This is a genomic window from Dactylosporangium sp. CA-139114 (assembly GCF_050955725.1).
GTDB lineage: Bacteria > Actinomycetota > Actinomycetes > Mycobacteriales > Micromonosporaceae > Dactylosporangium.
The window spans coordinates 8,481,651-8,501,815 of sequence record NZ_CP192080.1 but is presented as its reverse complement, the minus strand read 5'-3'; the positions used below and the strand labels follow the sequence as shown (position 1 = coordinate 8,501,815).

General features: G+C 72.4%; 18 protein-coding genes. 12 read left to right on the top strand and 6 right to left on the bottom strand.

What is annotated here, in order from left to right; translation table 11 throughout:
• Window position 1: 1 nt before the first annotated feature.
• On the bottom strand, window positions 2-829 hold the full coding sequence (locus tag ACQP2P_RS38055) for a DUF308 domain-containing protein (RefSeq protein ID WP_433609351.1): 828 nt from the start codon (window positions 827-829) through the stop codon (window positions 2-4).
• A 178-nt stretch (window positions 830-1,007) separates the two neighbouring features.
• On the opposite strand from ACQP2P_RS38055, the gene ACQP2P_RS38050 reads away from it, so the two are divergent.
• The gene (locus tag ACQP2P_RS38050; RefSeq protein ID WP_433609349.1) at window positions 1,008-1,712 is read left to right on the top strand and encodes a lysophospholipid acyltransferase family protein; all 705 of its coding nucleotides are present in this window, start codon (window positions 1,008-1,010) and stop codon (window positions 1,710-1,712) included.
• A 211-nt stretch (window positions 1,713-1,923) separates the two neighbouring features.
• Here the strand turns inward: ACQP2P_RS38050 and ACQP2P_RS38045 are convergent, their stop codons facing one another.
• Window positions 1,924-5,505, bottom strand: coding sequence for an ATP-binding protein (locus ACQP2P_RS38045; protein WP_433609347.1), 3,582 nt, complete (start codon window positions 5,503-5,505; stop codon window positions 1,924-1,926).
• A gap of 115 nt (window positions 5,506-5,620) precedes the next feature.
• Window positions 5,621-6,313, bottom strand: coding sequence for a Crp/Fnr family transcriptional regulator (locus ACQP2P_RS38040; RefSeq protein ID WP_350614948.1), 693 nt, complete (start codon window positions 6,311-6,313; stop codon window positions 5,621-5,623).
• A 465-nt stretch (window positions 6,314-6,778) separates the two neighbouring features.
• Here ACQP2P_RS38040 and ACQP2P_RS38035 point away from each other — a divergent pair, with 465 nt between their 5' ends.
• Together ACQP2P_RS38035 and ACQP2P_RS38030 are read left to right on the top strand one after the other, a co-directional pair.
• The gene (locus ACQP2P_RS38035) at window positions 6,779-7,522 is read left to right on the top strand and encodes a phosphotransferase (protein ID WP_433609344.1); all 744 of its coding nucleotides are present in this window, start codon (window positions 6,779-6,781) and stop codon (window positions 7,520-7,522) included.
• 33 nt (window positions 7,523-7,555) lie between these two features.
• A complete protein-coding gene (locus ACQP2P_RS38030; RefSeq protein WP_433609342.1) occupies window positions 7,556-8,050 on the top strand; it encodes a polyadenylate-specific 3'-exoribonuclease AS in 495 nt (164 codons plus the stop codon).
• Here ACQP2P_RS38030 and ACQP2P_RS38025 read toward each other — a convergent pair.
• Window positions 8,000-8,467: an ABA4-like family protein gene (locus tag ACQP2P_RS38025; RefSeq protein ID WP_433609340.1), complete on the bottom strand. Its 468-nt coding sequence runs from the start codon at window positions 8,465-8,467 to the stop codon at window positions 8,000-8,002. The genes ACQP2P_RS38030 and ACQP2P_RS38025 overlap by 51 nt on opposite strands.
• Window positions 8,464-9,432 carry a hypothetical protein gene (locus ACQP2P_RS38020; RefSeq protein WP_433609338.1) on the bottom strand — a complete coding sequence of 323 codons (969 nt, stop codon included), beginning with the start codon at window positions 9,430-9,432 and terminating at the stop codon, window positions 8,464-8,466. The genes ACQP2P_RS38025 and ACQP2P_RS38020 overlap by 4 nt, the downstream gene beginning before the upstream one ends.
• A 44-nt stretch (window positions 9,433-9,476) precedes the next feature.
• Between ACQP2P_RS38020 and ACQP2P_RS38015 the strand changes: the two genes are divergently transcribed.
• The 3 genes from ACQP2P_RS38015 (at window position 9,477) to proC (ending at window position 12,138) form a co-directional block, all read left to right on the top strand.
• Window positions 9,477-10,115: a MerR family transcriptional regulator gene (locus tag ACQP2P_RS38015; protein ID WP_433609336.1), complete on the top strand. Its 639-nt coding sequence runs from the start codon at window positions 9,477-9,479 to the stop codon at window positions 10,113-10,115.
• Between the two features lie 121 nt (window positions 10,116-10,236).
• Window positions 10,237-11,265, top strand: coding sequence for a 6-phosphofructokinase (locus tag ACQP2P_RS38010; protein ID WP_433609334.1), 1,029 nt, complete (start codon window positions 10,237-10,239; stop codon window positions 11,263-11,265).
• Window positions 11,266-11,334: 69 nt separating this feature from the next.
• Window positions 11,335-12,138: a pyrroline-5-carboxylate reductase gene (proC, locus tag ACQP2P_RS38005; protein ID WP_433609332.1), complete on the top strand. Its 804-nt coding sequence runs from the start codon at window positions 11,335-11,337 to the stop codon at window positions 12,136-12,138.
• Window positions 12,139-12,365: 227 nt separating this feature from the next.
• On the opposite strand, the gene ACQP2P_RS38000 is transcribed toward proC, so the two are convergent.
• Window positions 12,366-13,721: an IS110 family transposase gene (locus ACQP2P_RS38000; RefSeq protein WP_433609330.1), complete on the bottom strand. Its 1,356-nt coding sequence runs from the start codon at window positions 13,719-13,721 to the stop codon at window positions 12,366-12,368.
• 444 nt (window positions 13,722-14,165) lie between these two features.
• On the opposite strand from ACQP2P_RS38000, the gene ACQP2P_RS37995 reads away from it, so the two are divergent.
• The 6 genes from ACQP2P_RS37995 to ACQP2P_RS37970 all read left to right on the top strand — a co-directional run bounded on the left by ACQP2P_RS37995 (window position 14,166) and on the right by ACQP2P_RS37970 (window position 20,160).
• Window positions 14,166-14,666 (top strand): DUF2199 domain-containing protein, encoded by a 501-nt coding sequence (locus tag ACQP2P_RS37995; RefSeq protein ID WP_433609328.1) that lies wholly within the window; start codon window positions 14,166-14,168, stop codon window positions 14,664-14,666.
• A 278-nt stretch (window positions 14,667-14,944) separates the two neighbouring features.
• Window positions 14,945-16,036 (top strand): FHA domain-containing protein, encoded by a 1,092-nt coding sequence (locus ACQP2P_RS37990; protein WP_433609326.1) that lies wholly within the window; start codon window positions 14,945-14,947, stop codon window positions 16,034-16,036.
• A 304-nt stretch (window positions 16,037-16,340) separates the two neighbouring features.
• Window positions 16,341-17,528 (top strand): elongation factor Tu, encoded by a 1,188-nt coding sequence (gene tuf / locus ACQP2P_RS37985; RefSeq protein ID WP_433609324.1) that lies wholly within the window; start codon window positions 16,341-16,343, stop codon window positions 17,526-17,528.
• Window positions 17,529-17,634: 106 nt separating this feature from the next.
• Window positions 17,635-18,111, top strand: coding sequence for a DsbA family protein (locus ACQP2P_RS37980; protein WP_433609321.1), 477 nt, complete (start codon window positions 17,635-17,637; stop codon window positions 18,109-18,111).
• 119 nt (window positions 18,112-18,230) lie between these two features.
• The gene (locus tag ACQP2P_RS37975) at window positions 18,231-19,268 is read left to right on the top strand and encodes an acyltransferase family protein (protein WP_433609319.1); all 1,038 of its coding nucleotides are present in this window, start codon (window positions 18,231-18,233) and stop codon (window positions 19,266-19,268) included.
• 79 nt (window positions 19,269-19,347) lie between these two features.
• Complete coding sequence (locus ACQP2P_RS37970; protein WP_433609317.1) at window positions 19,348-20,160, top strand: hypothetical protein; 813 nt, start codon at window positions 19,348-19,350, stop codon at window positions 20,158-20,160.
• The last annotated feature ends 5 nt before the right edge of the window (window positions 20,161-20,165 follow it).

Sequence of the window (20,165 nt, the reverse complement as noted above, 5' to 3'; positions counted from 1 at the left end):
CTCAGACCCGGGCGCCGTTGTCCGGGTCGTCGTCCTCGTCGTCGCCCGGGCGCAGCCGCAGCACGAGGGTCACGAAGCCGGCCAGCACGCCCGCGAAGCCCAGGAAGAGCGTGGTCTGCGAGCCCAGCGGCAGCAGGTCGGGCCAGAACAGCAGGACGAGCCCGGCGGCCAGGGCGAGCACGGCCACGATCGTGACCGGCGCGACCCGGGGCAGCGGGGGAGGGGGCGGCGGCGTGTAGCCCTCGTCCTCCTCCTCGTCGTCCGGCAGGTCGGTGCCGAAGGTGTCGAGGCTGTCCAGCAGCGAGCGGTCCACGGCGTCGGAGGGCCGGCGCAGCGACGTGCGCGGGGCCGGCTCGGTGTCCATGTCCGGCGCGGCGGTGCTGGAGGAGTCCAGGTCCTCGGCGGCCGGCCAGGGCACCGCGACCGTCGGGTCGACGGTGGTGTGGAAGCCGGCCACGATCGCCGCGAACGCGTCCTCGTCGGACTGGGTGGGCGGGGTGCCGCCCTCCAGCGGCACCGGCGCCGCCGTCTCCCCGGCCGGGGTCTTCTGCTCGGGCACGGCCGACGTGAGCTGGGCGAGATAGTCCTGCGCCGTGGCGAGGTGCTCCCGATCGGCGTAGAGCCGGTCGGTCGGTCGCGCGGGCAGCGTCGTGGTGCGGGTCAGCGGATGCAGGTCGGAGGCCGGCTGGAGATAGGCGGCGATCCCGCCCTCCGCCAGCATCTCCAGGAGATGCTCGCCGACCCGCGGATCGACGTCACCCACCACCGCGTATTCCTGCGCCACCAGGCCGTTGTCCCGCCGGCCGCGCCGCGCCCCACCCCCTGGCACAGCTCGCCCCTCCCCGCGGCCGCCGTCGCGACGACCGGGTGCGCCGCGAAAAAACCGCTGACCGAAATCCTGACATGCCCGGCCGTCGTTCCGGGAGTGCGTTGTGGTGTGCCGTACTGGTTCGTAGGCTCTTTGCGACGGTCATCACCGATTGTCGCGCGATCCCGAAAGGCCGGCCGTGCTCTACTGGCTCCTCAAGTACATCGTCCTCGGACCTTGGCTGAAGCTGGTCTTCCGACCGAAGGTGGAGGGACTCGAGCACGTCCCCGCCACGGGACCGGTGATCATCGCCAGCAACCATCTCTCCTTCGCCGACTCGATCTTCATGCCGCTGAGCGTCCGGCGCCGGGTCACGTTCCCGGCGAAAGCGGAGTATTTCACCGGAAAGGGGATCAAGGGCTGGCTCACGAAGCTGTTCTTCGCGGGCACCGGTCAGGTCCCCATCGACCGCTCCGGCGGTAAGGCGGCCCGGGCCGCGCTCGAGGTCGGTCTCAGCATCCTGCGCGCGGGCGGGATCTTCGGCATCTACCCCGAGGGCACGCGGTCGCCGGACGGGCGGCTGTACCGCGGCAAGACCGGCGTCGCCCGCCTGGCCCTCGAGTCCGGAGCCCCGGTGGTGCCCGTGGCCATGATGAACATGGACAAAGTCCAGCCGATCGGGCAGAAGCTGCCGAACCTCCGGCGCGTGCACATCAAGTTCGGCCCGGCGCTCGACTTCTCCCGATATGCCGGCATGGCGGGGGACCGGTTCATCGAGCGCGCGGTCACGGACGAGATCATGTACGAGCTGATGACCCTGAGCGGCCGGGAGTACATCGACATGTACGCCCAGAAGGTCAAGAACGCGGCGCAGCCGACCCCGCAGGAGCCGGTGGCGGCGTGAGCGGTCCGGAGCGGAGCGGAGGGGCCGCGATCGGGAAGCTCAGTCTCCTGGGCTCGCGTCGTCGGAGCGGAGCGGAGGCGGCGTGAGCGGTCCGGAGCGGAGCGGAGGGGCCGCGATCGGGAAGCTCAGTCTCCTGGGCTCGCGTCGTCGGAGCGGAGCGGAGGCGGCGTGAGCGGTCCGGAGCGGAGCGGAGGGGCCGCGATCGGGAAGCTCAGTCTCCTGGGCTCGCGTCGCCGGAGCGGAGCGGAGGCGGCGTGAGCCCCGCGAGCGAGAGCAGCTTCGGGGTGCCCGCCTGCTCGGCGAAGGCGACCAGCTCGGCCCGCCACGGCTCGATGCGCTCGTCGCCGGCCAGCCCGAGCGCCCGCACCGCCCAGGTCACCGACAGGATGCGCGCGGAGTTGTTCGGGATCTCGCCGTAGATCTCCGCGGCCGCGAGGTGCATGTCCGCGGCCCGGGCGTGGTCACCGTCGACGGAGGCGATCGCCCCGGTGATCGTGCGCAGCGCCGCCTCGACCCACGGGGTGCGGTGCGGCACGTCGGCGAGCATGTCCCGGATCGCCATCATCGCCACCCGGCCCGACAGCACCGCCGCGTGCGCGGTCGCGTCGATCCACTCGCCGCTGGCGATCGCCCGGACCTCGCGCCACGTCTTGGCCAGCTCCACGATCAGCGCCTCGGCCTCGCGGTCGCGGCCCTGCAGCGCCCGGCACAGGGCGCCGTGGCCGAGCACGACCCACTGCAGGCGGTAGAAGCCGGAGCGGCGCCCGGCCGCGACCAGCTCCTCGACGTCGTCGTCGCCGTCGTCGCCCCGCAGCGTGCGGATCCAGGCGCGCACCCCGCGCACCTGCAGGTCCCACTCGGCGCCGGTCTCGGCCATCGCCTCGGCCGCGGCCACGTAGGCGGGCCAGTCGCCGGTGAAGTACGCCGACTGGGCCACGTCGGAGTAGCCGGTGGCGAGGGTGTGGCTGCCCGGCACCGCGTTGCGGCTGTCGCCGAGCAGGGCCGAGGCCGCGGTCCAGTCGCCGTCCTCCAGCAGCGCCCACGAGACGTTGCGCAGTGCCCGGTGCTCCGAGAGCAGCCGCCGCTCGCGGCTGACGTCCAGCGCCGTCTGCAGCTCGACCAGCCCGTTGCGGTCGCCGGCCTGGAACAGTGCGGTGCCGATGGTGATCCGGGCGCCGGTGGCCACCTCGATCAGGCCCAGCCGGTCGGCGATCTCCGCGGCCGCGCTGGCCGCCGCGACCGCCGGGTCGACCTCGAAGTTCAGCATGTGCAGGCGGCCCAGCTCGGCGTAGGCGTCCGCCTTCGGCGGCCCGTCGGGCAGCTCGTCGAAGAGCTCGACCGCGCGGTCCAGGCAGGACAGCGCGTCGAGGCGGTCGGCGCGCAGCCACGCGGCCTGGCCCCGCACGGTCCAGGCCCGCGCCGCGCCGGCCTGGTCGCCGGCCGCGTAGAGCCGCTCGGCCAGCCCGACCAGCCGGTCGGCCCCGCCGCCGCTCAGGAACGCCTCCGGGTTGCCGTAGAACAGGATCTCGGAGCTGAGCTGCTCGATGCGCAGCCGCTCGAGCGGGTCGGTGGCGGCGTCGCACAGCGCGAGCGCCTTGTTGGCGTGCGCGGCCGCGGCCTCCAGCGCGTGCAGGGCGTAGGCCCGCTGGGCGGCCCGGTGCATCGCGGCGCGGGCCGGCACGCTGTAGCGCGAGGCGTCCAGGCCCAGCGAGCGGGCGATCTCGTAGGCCGTGAAGCGGTGGTTCGCCACGACCTCGGCGAGATCGGTGTTCCGGCCCGCGGCCAGGCCGTCGAGCCACTCGGCGGTCAGCTCGTGCCGGGCGACCCGCTCGGTGCGGGGCAGGCGCTGGTAGCAGACGTCCCGGACCAGGACGTGGCCGAAGCGGTACTCCGTCTGCCCCTCCATCGTCGAGGCGGCCTGCTCGTGGATGAGGTCGCGCTGCTCCAGCCGGCGCAGCGAGCGCTCGATCCCGTCGGCGGGCCGGCTCATCGCGGCGCCGACCGCGCCCGGCCAGAAGTTCATCCCGACCACGGCCGCGGCCTGCAGCACCGCGCGGTCGGCGGCGTCGAGCAGGTCGACCCGGTTGGCGATGACCGCGTGCACGCTGTCGGGCATCGGCAGCGTGCGGCCGAGCGCGTCGGTGGCCCGCACGCTGCCCTGCTCGGCGAGCATGCGCGTGTACTCCAGCGCGTACAGCGGATTGCCGTCGGCCAGCTCGACCAGGGAGCTCAGCGACTGCGACGGGAACGTGGCCGCCCCGAGCAGGTGCGCGTACATCGTGGCGATCTCGGCGTCGCGCAGCGGCGGCAGCGTGATCGTCACCGCCCCGGCCACGGCCCCCGCCCAGCTCGGGTTGCGCTCCAGCAGCTCCGGGCGCGCCGTGCACAGCAGCAGCAGCGGCACGTCGCGCACCGAGGCGCCGAGGCGCTCCACGAACCGGACCATCGACTCGTCGGCCCAGTGCAGGTCCTCGAAGACCAGGACGGTCGGGCGGTGCGCGGCCAGCGCGACGACGAAGCGCCGCCAGGCCGACTCGGTCTCGTCCGGCGCGAGCTTGGGCCCGGGCAGGCCGACCAGCGGGCTGAGCGCGTCGGCGAGCCGCTCGGCCTCCGAGAAGGAGACCGCCGGGCCGACGATCGCGGCCAGGGCCGCGTCCAGCCGCTCCCGGGTCGTCTCGGCCGAGTCGGTGTCGAGGATGCCGGCCTGCGCCTTGACGATGTCGGCCAGCGCCGCGTAGGTGACGTTCTCCCCGAAGGGCGGGCAGCGCCCGGTCCGCCAGGCCACCGGCGCGTCGAAGAGCCGCTCGGCGTGCAGGAAGAGCTCGTGCACCAGCCGGCTCTTGCCGATCCCGGCGTGCCCGAGCACGGTCACGAGCTGCGGCGTGCGCTCGCGCAGCCCCCGGTGCAGGGCGTTGACCAGCAGGCTCAGCTCGTGGGTGCGGTTGACCAGCGGCGTGGAGCCCGCCTCGCGGTCGGGGTGGTTGCGCCGCAGCGGGGCCAGGGCCAGCCAGACCTCGGTCGGGGTGGAGCGCCCGCGCAGCGTGGCCGGCGGCTGCTGCTCGAAGCGGATCGAGGACTTGGTCAGCGCGTAGGTCGTGCCGCAGACCAGCACCCCGCCGGGCGGCGCCAGCGACTGCAGCCGGGAGGCGGTGTTGACCACGTCGCCGGCGACGATCGCCTGGCCGCCGTCGCGGGCCGCGGCCACGTCCACCAGCGCCTCGCCGGTGGCCACGCCGACGCGGAAGCGCAGCTCACGCTCGCCCTCGCCGGTGCTGGCGTAGCGGGCGAGCACCCGCTGCAGCTCCAGGCCGGCCCGCACGCAGCGCACGGCGTCGGTCTCGGTGGCCACGGGCGCGCCGAAGAGCGCCATGACCGCGTCGCCGATGTACTTCTCCACGACCCCGCCGTATTGCCCGATGACCTCGCGGGCGGTGGAGAAGAAGCTCTTCTGCAGCTCGCGCACGAGCTCGGGGTCGGCGCGCTCGACGTAGGGCGTGAAGTCGATCAGGTCCACGAACAGCACGCTGATGCGGCGCCGGTCCTCGCTGCGGGCGGGCGGGATCGCGGGCACGGAGGCCCGGCCGGTCGCGCGCTCGGCGCGGATCAGGTTGCGCGCCGCCGTCGTGTCCGCCCGCGGGGTGCCGCAGCCGGTGCAGAACGCGGCGTCGGGGGCGAGCGTGCGCCCGCACGTGGGGCAGGGTGGGCTCAGCTCGGCGCCGCATCCACCGCAGAAACGGTCGCCCTCGCCCGCCTGGCGGCCGCAGCGTGCGCACTGACTGGAAATCGCCGACACTCCCTTGCCCTGTGAGATCCCATCCTCACACGGCGGCGGCCGGGGCGGCCAGGTGTCCGAAATGGCACCCGCGACCCCGGCCGTCCAGCCCTACAATCCTGGCCCGAAACGGTACTTACCGGTCGGTCATTCCGGCACGCCGGCGCAGCGCGGTCAGGTCCGTGACGACGATCCGGCGCCCCTCGGTGCGCAGCCAGCCGCGGCTGGCGAACGATCCGATCGCCTGGTTGACGCTCTGCCGCGAGCCGCCGGCCATCTCGGCGAGCTGGCTCTGGTTGAGCTCGATGGTGACCATCGGCGCGGTGGTCTCGCCGGCCAGCCGGACCAGCGTCTTGGCCACCCGGCCCGGCAGGTCGAGGAAGACGTGATCGGCGTTCTGCTCGGTGAGCCGCCGGATGAGCATGCCCAGCGAGCGCATCACCGCGTCGAGGATCCGCGGGTTGGCGTGGACCAGCTCGATGAACGCGTGCCGGGACAGGGCCAGCGCCTGGCAGTCCTCGATCGCCTCGGCCGAGGCCGAGCGCGCCGCGCCGTCGAGCAGCGCCACCTCGCCCAGCGTGTCGGGGGGCCGCACGACGGAGAGGACCGCGCGTTCGCCGGTCGGCGCGGTCCGGAACACCATCACGGCACCGCGCTTGAGCACGATGAGCGACTCTCCCGGATCGTTTTCGACGAACAGCAGCTGGCCTTTGCGGTATGTCCGTGGCACCGCCGCCTGGATGACCCGTTGACGCACATCGGGCTCCAGACCACTGAACATTTCCACACCGGTCAGTGCGTCGCCGGGATCTGGCAGCCGACCCTCCACGGTCAAACCCCTCCCGGTTCGGCGTTGATCGGACTCGTGATCACGGTAGGTGATCACGACGACAGTACGGAACTTCTACCAGATCATGACGTGCGTGTCGGAGTCTGTACATCCCCGCATCGGCTCACTGACAGCGCCGCGCATGAGTCCGCACGCAGGCTAGTGCCATCGTGCAAGCGGCCGGGTGGCGGGGGCGCGGCACCGGTGCGGGCGGGCCGGGGGGTGGTGCGGGCACCCTTCGGCCGGCCGCTGCCCGGGGGCGATCCCGGAGTATTTCCGCCGATTTGCGGGTGCGCTCCGCCGCGGGGGCGGATAATGCGCTGCGTGTCTGCCCCCGCCGCCGAGCAGGTGCGTGCGACGTTGCGCCGAAGCTGGCAGTGCAATCCCGGTCCGTGCATTCCGCTGGACCGCCGCGCATGGCAGGTCGAGATCAACGGCGGCCAATTTGTCGGTAAATGGGTGCCGATGCGTGGACGGTCCGGTCTCGAGGCCGGGCTCGCCGCGGCCGGGCACGTGGACGCGTGCGGCGTCGGGGCCGGGTCCGCGGTCCGCGCGGCCGACGGCGCCCTGACGGTGGCCACCGGTGACGGCGTGGTGGCCCTGCTCCACCTGGTGCCGGGGCGCCCCCTGCGCGCGGCCGACCCGCTCGACCGGCAGTGGTGGGGCGACACTCTCGGGTCCGCGCACCGCACCCTGCGCCGGTTCACGCATCAGCACCTGGCGAAGTTCGATCCGGCGGCGTCCGCGGCCGCGGGCCGCCACCTCGCCGCGGACCCCTGGCTCGGGCCGGCGCTGCGGGACACGGCCGCGGCGGTGCGCCGGATCATGGTGACCGACCAGCTCACGTACGGCGTGCTGCACAACGACCCGCGGGCCGCGCACTTCCGCCTCGACCCGGCCACGGGCGCGGTCGGCCTGGTCGGCTGGTCCGCCGCCGGCACCGGGCCGCTGCTGGCGGACCTGGCCGCCGCGGTGCTCGCGGCGGGCGGGCCGGACGCGGCCGACGGGCTCGTGGATGCCTACCTGCACTCGTCCCGCGTGCCCCGCGACGAGTGCGAGGCCGTCCTGCCGGCCCTGTTGTGCCTGGCCACGGCGCTGGCCGCGGCCGGGGTGGCGGCGCGCGCGCACGCCGGGGGCGCCCAGCCGGGGGACCGCGCCGAGCTGACCCGGCTCGCCGGGCTGTACGCGCAACTGTCCGACGCCCTGTGATCACCCGGGACCGGATGGTGTTGGATGGGGCCGGTGGCCCCCTATCGGTACTTCTACGACTGCGAGTTCATCGAGGACGGCAAGCTGATCGACCTCGTGTCCATCGGCGTGGTCGACGAGCACGGCCGCGAGTACTACGCGGTCTCGACCGAGTTCGACGACTCGCGCGCGGTCTCGTGGGTGCGCCGCAACGTGCTGGACAAGCTGCCGTCCCCGGCCGACAAGGCGTGGCGGTCGCGGGAGCGCATCCGCGAGGAGCTGCTGGACTTCCTCACCGAGCCGCTCAAGGCCGGTGACGCGGACGAGATCGAGCTGTGGGCCTGGTACGCCGCCTACGACCACGTCGCCCTGGCCCAGCTGTGGGGTTCGATGCCGGCCCTGCCCCGGGAGATCCCGCGCTTCACCAAGGACCTCCGCCAGTTGTGGGACGACGCCGGGCGCCCCCCGCTGCCGGTCGCGGAGGGCCGCCACGACGCCCTAGTCGACGCGCGCCACAACCTCGCCCGCTGGCGCGTCATGCACGGCTGACCCGGGCCGCCCGAACAGCCGGATCGCGAGGTACAGCGGCAGCCCGAGCGGCGAGAGCAGGATCGTGAGCACGAGCAGCGGGGCCATGAGCAGCGGGTGCAGGCCGCGCGCCCGGCTGTCGAGGTAGATCCAGCGGCCGACGAACAGGTCCCACGCGATGACCTGGGCCCACACCGCGGCCACCACGTCGTCGCGCGCGAACAGTGCCTTGACCCCGGCCAGGTCGGGGCCGAGCATCTCGCGCGCGAAGTCCCCGAAGTCCGGCGCGATCGCCACCGCCCAGACGAGCAGCGTGGGCAGGACGATGAGCGGCGAGGAGACGATCCGCCGGGTCCAGCGCCAGGCGGGGGCCAGGATCATGAGGGCCCAGAACGGTACCGTCGCGAGGAACGCCAGCTCGAACAGCGTCCCGTTCATGCCAGGGCCCCCGCGGGCGCGACGGTCGCCTTCGCGCCTGCGGACCCGGCCCAGGCGGCCCCGGCCACGGCGAGCAGGAGCAGCGCGGCCGCGGCGGACAGGGTCACCGCGTCGGGGCGCACGAGCGGCTGCCCACGCAGGGCCTGCCAGGTGACCAGCGCCGTGAGCCCGGCGTAGAGCAGCCCGAAGACGCCGATCAGCCGGGCGCGGACCCGCTCGTCGCGCAGCCGGGCGATCCGGCGCCCGGCCAGGGCCAGGGCGAACGCGAACAGCGGCAGCGCCTGCAGGGCGTGCATGCCGATGAAGTGCCCGGCGCGCAGGTCGCCACCGGTGGTGCTCCAGCCCAGCAGCGGCAGGCCGGGGCCGCCGTCCGGCACGCCGACCGCGTGCGCGCCGACGATCGTGGGGTGGCCGGTGGCGAGCTGGGCGGCGCTGGGGATGGTCATGAGGAAGCCGACGCCCATGCCGGCCAGCGCGACGAGGATGCCGAAGCGCACCGCGAGCGCGTCGGCCCGGTCCGGCATGCGCTGCATGAGCAGCAGGACGGCGATGATCAGCGTGGCGACCCAGGCGATCGCGATGGTGGCGCCCATGATGCTGTACAGCGTCGCGTCGAGGGGCGTGCGGTTGTTGAAGTGGCTCTGGTGGCCGCGGGCCGCCTGCCCGGCGATGATCACCATCTCGACGAGCATGGTGCCCGCGATGACCGTGCCGAGCCACCAGCCCAGCCGCGGCCGCCGCTCGAGCCGCGGCAGCAGCCACGCGATCGTGGTGGCGTAGATGGCGATCGAGATCGAGAACTTGAGCGGCTTGAGCCAGATCGGCGCGCCGAGCAGGGTGCGGTCGTCGACGAGGACGCCGATCAGGGTGGCGAGGGTCAGGGCGGCCATCAGGCCGGCGACAGCGATGAGGGGCCGGTGCATCGCCGCCCCCTTGAGCGGATAGTGGATAGCTGTGCTTCCCATAAACGGGAAGGTACACTATCCATTCCAAGGTCGGAAGGAGTCACGTGCGCATTGCGGAACTGAGCCGTCAGACCGGTGTCCCGGTGCCGACGATCAAGTACTACCTGCGCGAGGGCCTGCTCCCGGCCGGCGAGCTGACCAGCCCGAACCAGGCGCGGTATGACGATCGCCACGTCCAGCGGCTGCGCCTCGTGCGGGCGCTGCTGGACATCGGCCGGCTGCCGATCGCCACCATCCGTCAGCTCCTCGAGGCGCTCGACGAGCCCGACCCGGACGTGCACAGCGTGCTCGGCCGCGCCCTGCCCTCGTCCGCGAACGGCAAGGAGTCCATCGATCCCGAGTCGGTCGCGGCGGCCCGCCAGCGCATCGACCGGCTCGCCGAGAAGCGGGGCTGGCTGGTCGGCCCGCAGGCGCCCGCCCGGCAGGCCGCGGCCGAGGTGCTCGCCGCGTTCGAGCAGGTAGGGGCCGATGTGGGGGTACTTTTGGAGCAGTACGCCGACGTCGCCGAGACGATCGCGGTGCACGATCTGGCCTTCGTCGGGCGGGCCACCGGCCCCGAGGGGATGCTCTACGCCGCCGTCGTCGGATCGATCCTCGGCGACTCGCTGCTGGCGGCGCTGCGCCGGCTGACCCAGGAGCACGAGTCGGCGAAGAAGTTCGGGATCCGCGGGGACGACTGCTGAGGGCTCAGCCGGAGCGACTACAGTGCGCTGTGAATCGGCAGCGTCGCCATGATGCGGTACCTCCGGCTCGACCGCGCCCTTCTCGGGGGTCGGGCACGCAACCAGGAAGGCTAGATCAAGCATGCGTATCGGCGTACTGACCGGGGGCGGCGACTGCCCCGGCCTCAACGCGGTCATCCGTGCCGTGGTCCGCAAGGGGATCTCCACCTACGGCCACGAGTTCGTGGGCTTCCGTGACGGTTGGCGCGGTCCCCTCGAGGGCATCACCCGCGAGCTGGGCATCGCCCAGGTCCGCGGCATCCTTCCGCGCGGCGGCACCATCCTCGGCTCCTCCCGCACGAACCCGTTCAAGATCGACGGCGGCGTCGAGAAGATCAAGGCGAACCTGTCCGAGCTGGGCGTCGACGCGCTCGTCGCCATCGGCGGCGAGGACACCCTCGGCGTGGCCAGCAAGCTCACCGACCTCGGCGTGAACGTCGTCGGCGTGCCGAAGACGATCGACAACGACCTCGGCGCGACCGACTACACGTTCGGCTTCGACACCGCCGTGAACATCGCCATGGAGGCGATCGACCGGCTGCACACCACGGCCGAGTCGCACCACCGCACCCTCGTGGTCGAGGTCATGGGCCGCCACGCGGGCTGGATCGCCCTGCACGCCGGCCTCGCCGGCGGCGCGAACGTGATCCTGCTGCCGGAGCGGCAGTTCGACGTCGACCAGGTTGCGGGCTACGTCGAGAAGCGCTTCCAGACGCAGTACGCCCCGATCGTCGTCGTCGCCGAGGGCGCCCAGCCGCTCGACGGCCAGATGACGCTGCTCAACCAGGAGCTCGACGCCTTCGGCCACGTCCGCCTCGGCGGCATCGGCCAGTGGCTCGCCGAGCAGCTCGAGGCGAAGACCGGCAAGGAGGCCCGCACGGTCGTGCTCGGCCACATCCAGCGCGGCGGCACCCCGAGCGCGTTCGACCGCGTGCTCGCGACCCGCTTCGGCCTGCAGGCGATCGACGCCGTGCACGACGGCGACTTCGGCAAGATGGTCGCGCTGCGCGGCACCGACATCGTGCGGGTCCCGCTCGCGGACGCGACGCGCGAGCTCAAGACCGTGCCGGTGGAGCGCTACACCGAGGCCGAGGTCTTCTTCGGTTCCTGATCTTCCTGTGGTACCGCCTGGGGCCGCACGCGCGGCCCCAGGCGCTTGCTTGTCTCTGGGGGTTGTGTCGTGCGCGTCATCGCCGTTCTCGGTGCCGGAAAACTCGGCGAGGTCCTGCTGTCGGGCCTGCAGCGAGCCGGCTGGTCCACCGACCGGATCATCGCGACGGCCCGCCGGCCGGAGCGCGCTCGCGAGCTGACGGAGCGCTACGGCATCCGCGTCGTGGACAACGAGACCGCCCTGCGCGAGGCCGACGTCGTCACCATCGCCGTGAAGCCCCAGGACGCCGGCGCGCTGCTGGCCGACCTGGGCCCGAAGATGCCCGCCGGCAAGCTGGTCGTGTCCCTGTGCGCCGGCCTGCCCACGGCCTTCTTCGCCAAGCACCTGCCGGAGGGCACCCCGGTCGTGCGGGTCATGACCAACACTCCCGCCCTCGTCGACGAGGCGATGACCGCGATCTCGGCCGGCTCCTTCGCGACCGCCGAGCACCTGGCCGTGGCCGAGGAGATGTTCCGCCCGCTCGGGCGCACCATCCGGGTGCCCGAGTCCCAGCAGGACGCGGTCACGGCCCTGTCGGGCTCGGGCCCGGCCTACTTCTACTACCTCGTCGAGGCCATGACCGACGCGGGCATCCTGCTCGGCCTGCCCCGCCAGGTGGCCCACGACCTGATCGTGCAGACCGCGATCGGCTCGGCGGTGATGCTGCGCGAGTCGGGCGAGCACCCGGTGAAGCTCCGCGAGGCGGTGACGTCTCCGGCCGGCACCACGATCAACGCGATTCGCGAGCTGGAGAACCACGGCGTGCGGGCGGCGCTGCTCGCGGCCCTGGAGGCGGCGCGCGACCGGGCTCGGGAGATCGCGGCTCAGGGCTGACGCGGCCGGTTTCGGCCCGTTAACGCGGCCGGTTTCGGCCCGTTAAGTCGGGCGCTGTGCGCCGCGACAGATCGCGGCTCAGGGCTGATGCGGCCGGTTTCGGCCCGATAAGTCGGGCGCTGCGCGCCACGACTGACCGGAAAATGACCTGGACCACGACGGACTGTGGGTGTGCGGCAGCGGCCTGTGGCGGGGCTTGCGCGCTGCAGGCTGGTGCGGGGTGTGGTTCAGGCGGTGGGTTGCAGGGTGACGGTGTGGCCGAGGGCTTCGAGTTGCCGGATGAGGTTGCGGATTTTGCGGTCGGTGTTGACGCGGGTGGTGTGGTAGTCAGGGCCGAGGTCGTGGAAGCGGGTGGTGGGGTCGTTGAGTAGGTGCCAGACGATGACGAGGATGGAACGGGCGACAGCGACGAGGGCTTTGAGTTTGCCGCGGCGTTTCACGATGCGCCGGTAGCGTTCGCCGAGGAAGGTGCTGGTTTTGGCGGCTGCGGCGGCGGCCTCACCGAGGATGCCTTTGAGGTAGGGGTTGCCCTTGCCGGTCTTGCCGGCCCGGTTGGTGGCCCCGGACTGGATGGTGCGGGGACACAGCTTGCTCCAGGACGTCAGGTGGGCGGCGGTGGGGAACCTGGTCATGTCCAGGCCGATCTCGGCCAGGATGATCTGCGCGCCGCGCAGGCCGATGCCGGGGATCTCGGCCAGCCGGTCCAGCGCGGGCAGTCCAGCCTGGGATGGGATGCCCGGGCCGGGTTCGTCGTGGCCGCTGGGGCCGGTGGTGGGTGCTGCCGCGGCCGGGATCGCGGCGATCAGCTGCTCGATGCGGGTGGTGAGGATGTCGACCTGCCGGTCCAGCCCGTCGATCTGGTCCAGCAGCATCCGGGCCAGTTCGGCGTGATGGTCATCGAACCGGCCGGTCAGCGCCTCGACCAGAGCGGCGTGTTTGGCTCGCATCTTGCCGCGGGCCAGGCCGGCCAGCACCCGCGGATCGCGTTCACCACGGATCAGCGCCTCGATCATGTCCCGAGCAGACAGCGTGTCCAGTTTGCTGGCCACCGACGACACCTTGATCAGCGCGTCTTCGAGAAGCTTTTCCAGCCGCTGCCAGTGCCGGGTGCGTTCCCGGACCAGATCGGTGCGCATCCGGGTGTAGTCGCGCAGCACCCGGATCTGCGCCGGCGGCACGAACGAGGGCCGCAACAGACCCTTCTCGGTCAGCTTGGCCAGCCACACCGCGTCAAGCTTGTCAGTCTTGGGCCGGCCCGGCACGTTCTTGACGTCCCGGGCATTGACCAGCTGCACATCCAGCCCAGCCGCCTCGAACAGGTAGAACCAGATCCGCCAGTAATCCGACGTCGACTCGACGGTGACCTTCGCAATCCCCAGCCCGACCAGCTGGTCGGCGAGCTCAGCAACGGCCCGGGCCGTGGCCGGCACATCCCACACCCGGCTCACCCGCCGCCCCGGCGCAGCCGGCCGGGGCAGGCGAGTGCACACCTTGCCCGACTCCTTGGCCACATCGACCGCGCAGACCCGCTCGAAGAGCTGCTCATACGCAGCATCGGCGATCTCCTCGGGCTCACTGATCACTACGGCCGGTCCTCCATCACCTGTACTCGGCACAGACATGGCGGGATGCCCGGGGGCCACGGTCGGGAACCGAAATGCTGACCGGCGTGCTCAAGGCAACAGTGCGTGACCCGTCAGGGCCAGGCCCCGACGTCAAACTTATCGACGGGCTCCTACGTCCCAGGTAACGGACCGACGTCGGCGGGCAACCCGGCCCAATTTTCACGCCTGCGAGGCGTTACCGGAAGGGATGGGAAAACTTATCGGATTTTTCGCCCGTCAGGCGATTCGCCGGATTCCGCGGCCGGCACACCGATCGCGATGTGCGTCGCCCTCGCGGCAGTGAACGATGGCGGGCGTGCCCAATGGCCGGCGCGGCGAGGTCCACCGGGTCGGCCACGCGGCGGTGCGCCGCGGGACGGGCGGGCGAAGGTGGGCGCAGCCGCGCGGGTCTACCATGCCGCGGTGACTTCAGTCTGCGAATGCTGCGGCGCGGAGCTCGGCGAAGTGCCGACAGTGTGGGCGTTCTCCGCCCCGGACTACTGGGGTGCCCCCGAAGCCGGCGGCGAGTCCTTCCTCGAGGACGAGCTCTGCTGCATCGACGCGCCCGGGCTCGACGAGCTGCACTTCTTCATCCGGGGGCTGGTCGAGATCCCGGTGCGCGGCCGTGCGGAGCCGCTGACGTACAACGTCTGGGTCAGCCTGAGCCCGGTCAACTTCGAGCGCGCGGTCGAGCGGTGGGACGACCCCGAGCGGGTCACCGAGCAGCCGTACTTCGGATGGTTGTCCAACTCCATCCCCGGCTACCCCGACACCATCCGGCTCAGGACCCGCGTGCATACTCGGGAACCGGGCCGCCGGCCGCTGGTCGAGCTCGAGCCGACCGACCACCCGCTGGCGGTCGAGCAGCGCGACGGCATCGACGCGCATCGCCTCGTCGAGGTCGCCGGGGTCTGCGGCGGGTGAGATCTCGTTCATTCAGGCATTCACCGCTGTTGACCCCTCGAGTGGTGATCTATTTTTGCATTACCGACAGTGATCCAACGCCTACCCACGACGAACGGCATTCCCCCCATGCCTCCGTCGTGTGTACCGCGCCCGGCGCCTTCCCATCCTCCCCCCGAGGGTTCGCCGAGAGCGCGGCGTAAAGCCCGCCGTCGACCGCAGAGGTGGTCGGCGGCGGCTTTGCGGCCGGGCCGCGGCGGGTCTGCGTCACGTGGCGGCGCCTGAGGCAGAATGTTCCGGTGCGATTCGAAACGAGCCGAGCGCTTGACGCGATCGAGCGCCGCCTGACCGTCGACCCCCTGGCGGCGGGCGGCGTCATCGACCTGGTGGAGGCCGCGCGCAGCGTCGACCTCGACGGCGGCCGCCCGGCCGCGCTGCTGCGCCTCGGGATGTTCATCGACGCGCTGAGCCGGCGCCTCGGCGACGGCAACACCGGCCTCTACGCGATCACCGAGCGCGGCGCGATGTCGGACACCGACTTCACGTCGAACGAGCGCATGGTCCTGCGCCGGTGGTCGGACGACGGTCTCATCGAGATGCTGCCCCCGGGCGCCCGCGTCAACGCGCGCGTGCGGGAGGTCGCGCACCTGACCGGCGTGCCGGTGATCAGCCGCAACCCGCTGCCCGGCCACCCCGGCCCCGTCTACCTGACGACCGGCGCCCAGGGCGGCATGGAGCTGACGCTCGCGCCGTCGACCGGCTCGACCCCGCGGCCCCACCCGGTGCTGCAGCGCTACTGGCGCTGCCCCGCGACCGACTGCCCGGTCTTCGGCCGCCCGCCGGCCCAGGGCGCCGGCCAGGCCCCGCCCGCCCTGCCGAGCGGCGCGCCCATCTGCCCCCGCCACGGCGACCGGCTCATCGACGCCGGCCCCCGCCCGCCGGCGACTCCGCTCGCGGTGCGGATCAACGGCGCCGTGCGCACCCGTTTCCCGGTCTCGGCCGCCCGCCCCGTCGTCGTCGGCCGCGCGCCCGAGGAGCAGGGCGGCATCACCATCGGCAACTGGCTCGACGACGAGTCGAGCCGCCGGGTGAGCCGCAACCACCTGCGCTTCGAGCTGCGTGACGGCATGCTGCTGGTCACCGACGTGAGCACGAACGGCGCCGCGGTGCTGGCCCGCACCGGCCCGACGGCCGCGCCGCGCGAGATCGAGCTGACCCGTGGCGAGCCCAAGGCCATGGGGGAGTGGGACGAGGTCGAGATCTACCCGGAGATCACCGTCGGGCGCGCGGACCGTCCGCCGGCGGACGCCCCGACCGGCGGCGCCCCGAACTCGGTGATGGCCGACGCGCCGACGATCGCCCTGCGCCTGCCCCCGCCGCCGCGCTCCTGACGGCCTGGATACGCGTAAATGCGTTGCCGGGCCCGCGGGGCCCGAGCTACCTTTCCGAACGTGATCGCGACGACCGCCCTTCTGGAGCACGGCCACCTGGCCGGCTCGGCGGTCGCCTGGGCACCCGAAGCGCTGGCCGCGGCGCTAGAGGCCGGCCTGCGACGCTGACCCTCCTCCCGCAGCCATCATGCGGAACCGACGGAGGAGGGTGAGCCGGCCGAGCCGGTCCGCCCCTTCGGAGCACGCCGGCACGCGGCCACATGGTTCTGCGCATCCACACCACAAATCCACTGTGGAGAGTCAGATGGCCAAGCAGACGTTCACGAGGAACAAGCCTCATCTCAACATCGGCACGATGGGTCACGTCGACCACGGCAAGACGACCCTGACCGCCGCCATCACCAAGGTGCTCGCCGAGCGGTACCCGGGCGTCAACCGCTACACGAGCTTCGAGGGCATCGACCGGGCGCCCGAGGAGATCACCCGCGGCATCACCATCAACATCGCGCACGTCGAGTACGAGACCGGCAAGCGGCACTACGCCCACGTCGACATGCCGGGGCACGCGGACTACGTGAAGAACATGATCACGGGGGCGGCGCAGGTGGACGGGGCCATCCTCGTCGTCAGCGCCGTCGACGGGGTCATGCCGCAGACCCGCGAGCACGTGCTCCTCGCGCGGCGGATCGGGGTGCCGTACCTCGTCGTGGCCATGAACAAGGCCGACGCGGTCGACGACACCGAGCTGCTGGACCTCGTCGAGCTCGAGGTGCGGGAGCTGCTGAGCGAGTACGGCTTCCCGGGGGACGACATTCCGGTCGTCCGGGTGTCCGCGCTGCGGGCGCTCGCCGGTGAGCCCGAGTGGGTGCAGTCGGTCGCCGACCTGCTCGACGCGGTGGACGAGTACGTGCCGCTGCCCGAGCGCGTCACCGGCGAGCCGTTCCTGATGCCCATCGAGAACGTGCTCACCATCACCGGCCGCGGCACCGTCGTCACCGGCTCCGTCGAGCGCGGCACGCTCGTGCTCAACACGCCCGTCGAGGTGGTCGGGCTGGGCCCCACCCAGTCCACCGTGGTCACCGGGATGGAGATGTTCGGCCGGCAGCTGGACTCGGCCGAGGCCGGCGACAACGCGGCGCTGCTGCTGCGCGGCGTGCGCCGGGGTGACGTGCAGCGCGGTCAGGTGGTCGCGCTGCCCGGCTCGGTCGCGCCGCACCGGCGGTTCAAGGCGCACGTGTACGCGCTGACGACGAAGGAGGGCGGCCGGCACACGCCGTTCTTCGCCAACTACCGGCCCCAGTTCTACTTCCGCACCACGGACGTGATGGGCTCGGTGGACCTGGGTGACATCACGATGGTGATGCCCGGTGACACGGTCGACGTGACCGTCGAGCTGGGCAAGCCGGTCGCGATGGACGCCGGCCTCGGCTTCGCGATCCGCGAGGGCGGCCGCACGGTCGGCGCCGGCACCGTCACCGAACTGCTCGACTAGACGCCGGCCGGCGCCGCAGCACGCGATTGCCTCTCGAGACGGCGAATGCCCCTCAGGGAAATTCCCTGAGGGGCATTCGCGGCGGAAAACGGGGCACAGGTACCCCATGCATGTTCAGGGTCGAGCCGGTGCGCCACTGCGCCTGATCGAGTACGGCGACTACGCGTGCCCGGAGACCGGCCGCGCCTTCGGCATCGTGGAACGGATCCAGCTGCACTACGGCGAGGAGCTGCGCTTCGAGTTCCGGCACTTCCCGCTGGTCGACGCGCACCCGCGCGCCATGCCCGCGGCGCTGCTGGCCGAGGCGGCCGCGGACGCCGACGCGTTCTGGGGCATGCACGCGCTGCTGCTCACCCACCAGGACGCCCTCCAGGACGAGGACCTGGCCCGCTACGCCGAACGGTTCGGCCTGCCCGACGCCGGCGGCACGCGGGAGCACCACGAACGAGTGTTGCGGGACATGGCCGGCGGCCGCAAGCGGGGCGTCCGCGACTGCCCGGCGTTCTTCGTGAACGGGATGATGCACGAGGGGCCCAACGACTTTCCCGCGCTCACCGGGGCGCTCGGGGGACGTGGAGGGTGAACCGGTTCGATTGCCCGATCGGTTACGGGACCGGCTCTCTAGGATCTTTGAGAAGAAACACAGCCAATTTTGAGCTGAATGAAGGTTGCCCCTAAGGGTCACAGGGCAACCTGTAGGGGATGCGGAACCGGTACGTAGACCTCCTGCGAGCCGTCGCGATCATCCGCGTGGTCACCTACCACACGCTCGGATTCGCGTGGCTGACCGTCGTCTTCCCGGCCATGGGCCTGATGTTCGCGCTCGGCGGCTCGCTCATGGCCGCCTCGCTGGACCGCTCGGGCGCGAAGGCGATAGGACGGCGGATGCGCCGCATCATCGTGCCGTTCTGGGTCCTCGGCGTGTTCGCCGTCACGCTCATGTCGCTCTGGGGCGGCATGGAGCACAGCTGGCGCACGCTGCTGTGGTTCCTGCCGCTCGACGACCCGCCGACCACCGAGAACGGCGGGCTCTGGTTCAGCCAGATCTGGTACGTGCGCTCGTACCTCTGGTTCATCATCGCCTCGCCGGTGCTGCTGTGGCTGTTCCGCCGCTGGCCGATCCCGAGCGTCCTGGTGCCGTTCACGGTGCTGGTGGTGCTGTGGGAGACCGGCCACGGCTCCGGCGGCATCGTGCGCGACTTCTTCATGTACGCCCCGGCCTGGATGCTCGGTTTCGCACACCACGACGGCACCCTGCAGCGCATCTCGAAGAAGATCCTGTGGCCCGTGTGCCTGGTGATGGGCGGCCTCGGCCTCGCGCTGCTCTTCCACTCGCCCGGCCCGCGCGGGTACGACCTCAACGACGCCCCGATCGCGGACACCCTGTGGTCGACGGCCTTCCTGCTCGTCATGCTCAACGCCGCGCCGGCCGCGCTCTCGCTCGGCGCGGCGACGCCGGCCGTCGAGGCGATCAACCGCCGCGCGCTGACGATCTACCTGTGGCACGAGGCCGTGATCACCTTCGTGCGCATGGTGGGGGTGTGGCTCGGGATCACGATGGTGGGCGGCTACCACAGCACCGTGCAGCTGACCCTGGTCGCGGTGCTGACGGCGGCGCTCGTGCTGGGCCTCGGCTGGGTCGAGGACCTCGCGGCGAAGCGGCGGCCGCAGGTGTGGCCGCTGCCGAAGCGGTCGCCGGCACCCAGAGCGGTCGAGCAGCCACAGCCCGTGCCTGCCTAGGAGTATCGGGAAAAAGCAAGCGCGACACGCCGACACTGGTCTTTGCTGGAACTTGCTGGAACCGGTTACCGTGCCGTTCGTGTCCGAATCGATCTCGGCCCCGGGCGAGCAGATCGAGCTGCTCGAGCGCCGGATCGACCGGCTGCGCGCAGACCTGCGCCGCGCGGCCACCACGGGGGATCGCGCCCACGCCCGCACGCTGCGCGCGGAGCTGCGCCGGGCCGAACAGGAGTGGGACGAGGCGCTCGCCCGTCTGGAGGAGCGGGCGCCGGTCGTACCGCGCCAGCCCACCCCGCCGCCCATGCTCTCGATCCGGGAGCAGGTGCACCACGCGCTCACGCTGCTGACGGTCCCCGCCGCGCCGAAGCTCATCATCGCCGTCCACGACGCCTTCTTCCCGGGCGAGCTCGTGGCCGCGCGCCTGACCAGCCTGCGCCGCGACGAGGAGCGCTCGTTCAAGGTGGCCCCCTACGGCCGCCCGTACTACCTCTGCCCCGCCCTGACCGCCGACCTGCTCGCCCCGGCGCGTGGCCTGCTGGCCATCTCCACCTGGCCGCTCGCGACCCGCGTCGTCGGGCCGCTCAGCGCCCGGGTCGACTTCCTCGTGGCCGCCGTCAAGGTCGCGCAGCGGGTGGCCCAGCTCCCCGACGACGCCCACGACGCGCGCCGGCTGCTGTGGCGATTCGCCGCCGGCATCCCCGGCGCGGCCTCGGTCGCGGGCGGCGCCGACCCCGGCCTCGTCGCCAAGCAGGCCGAGGCCGAGCTCGACGTGCACCTCGAGGCCGACACCGCGGACCGCGCCGCGGCGGCCTCCCGCGCGCAGGACCGCCTCGACGGCGCCGAGGCCCTCTTCGGCGCCCGTCTCCAGCGCCTGCGCAAAACCGCGAAGTGAGATGG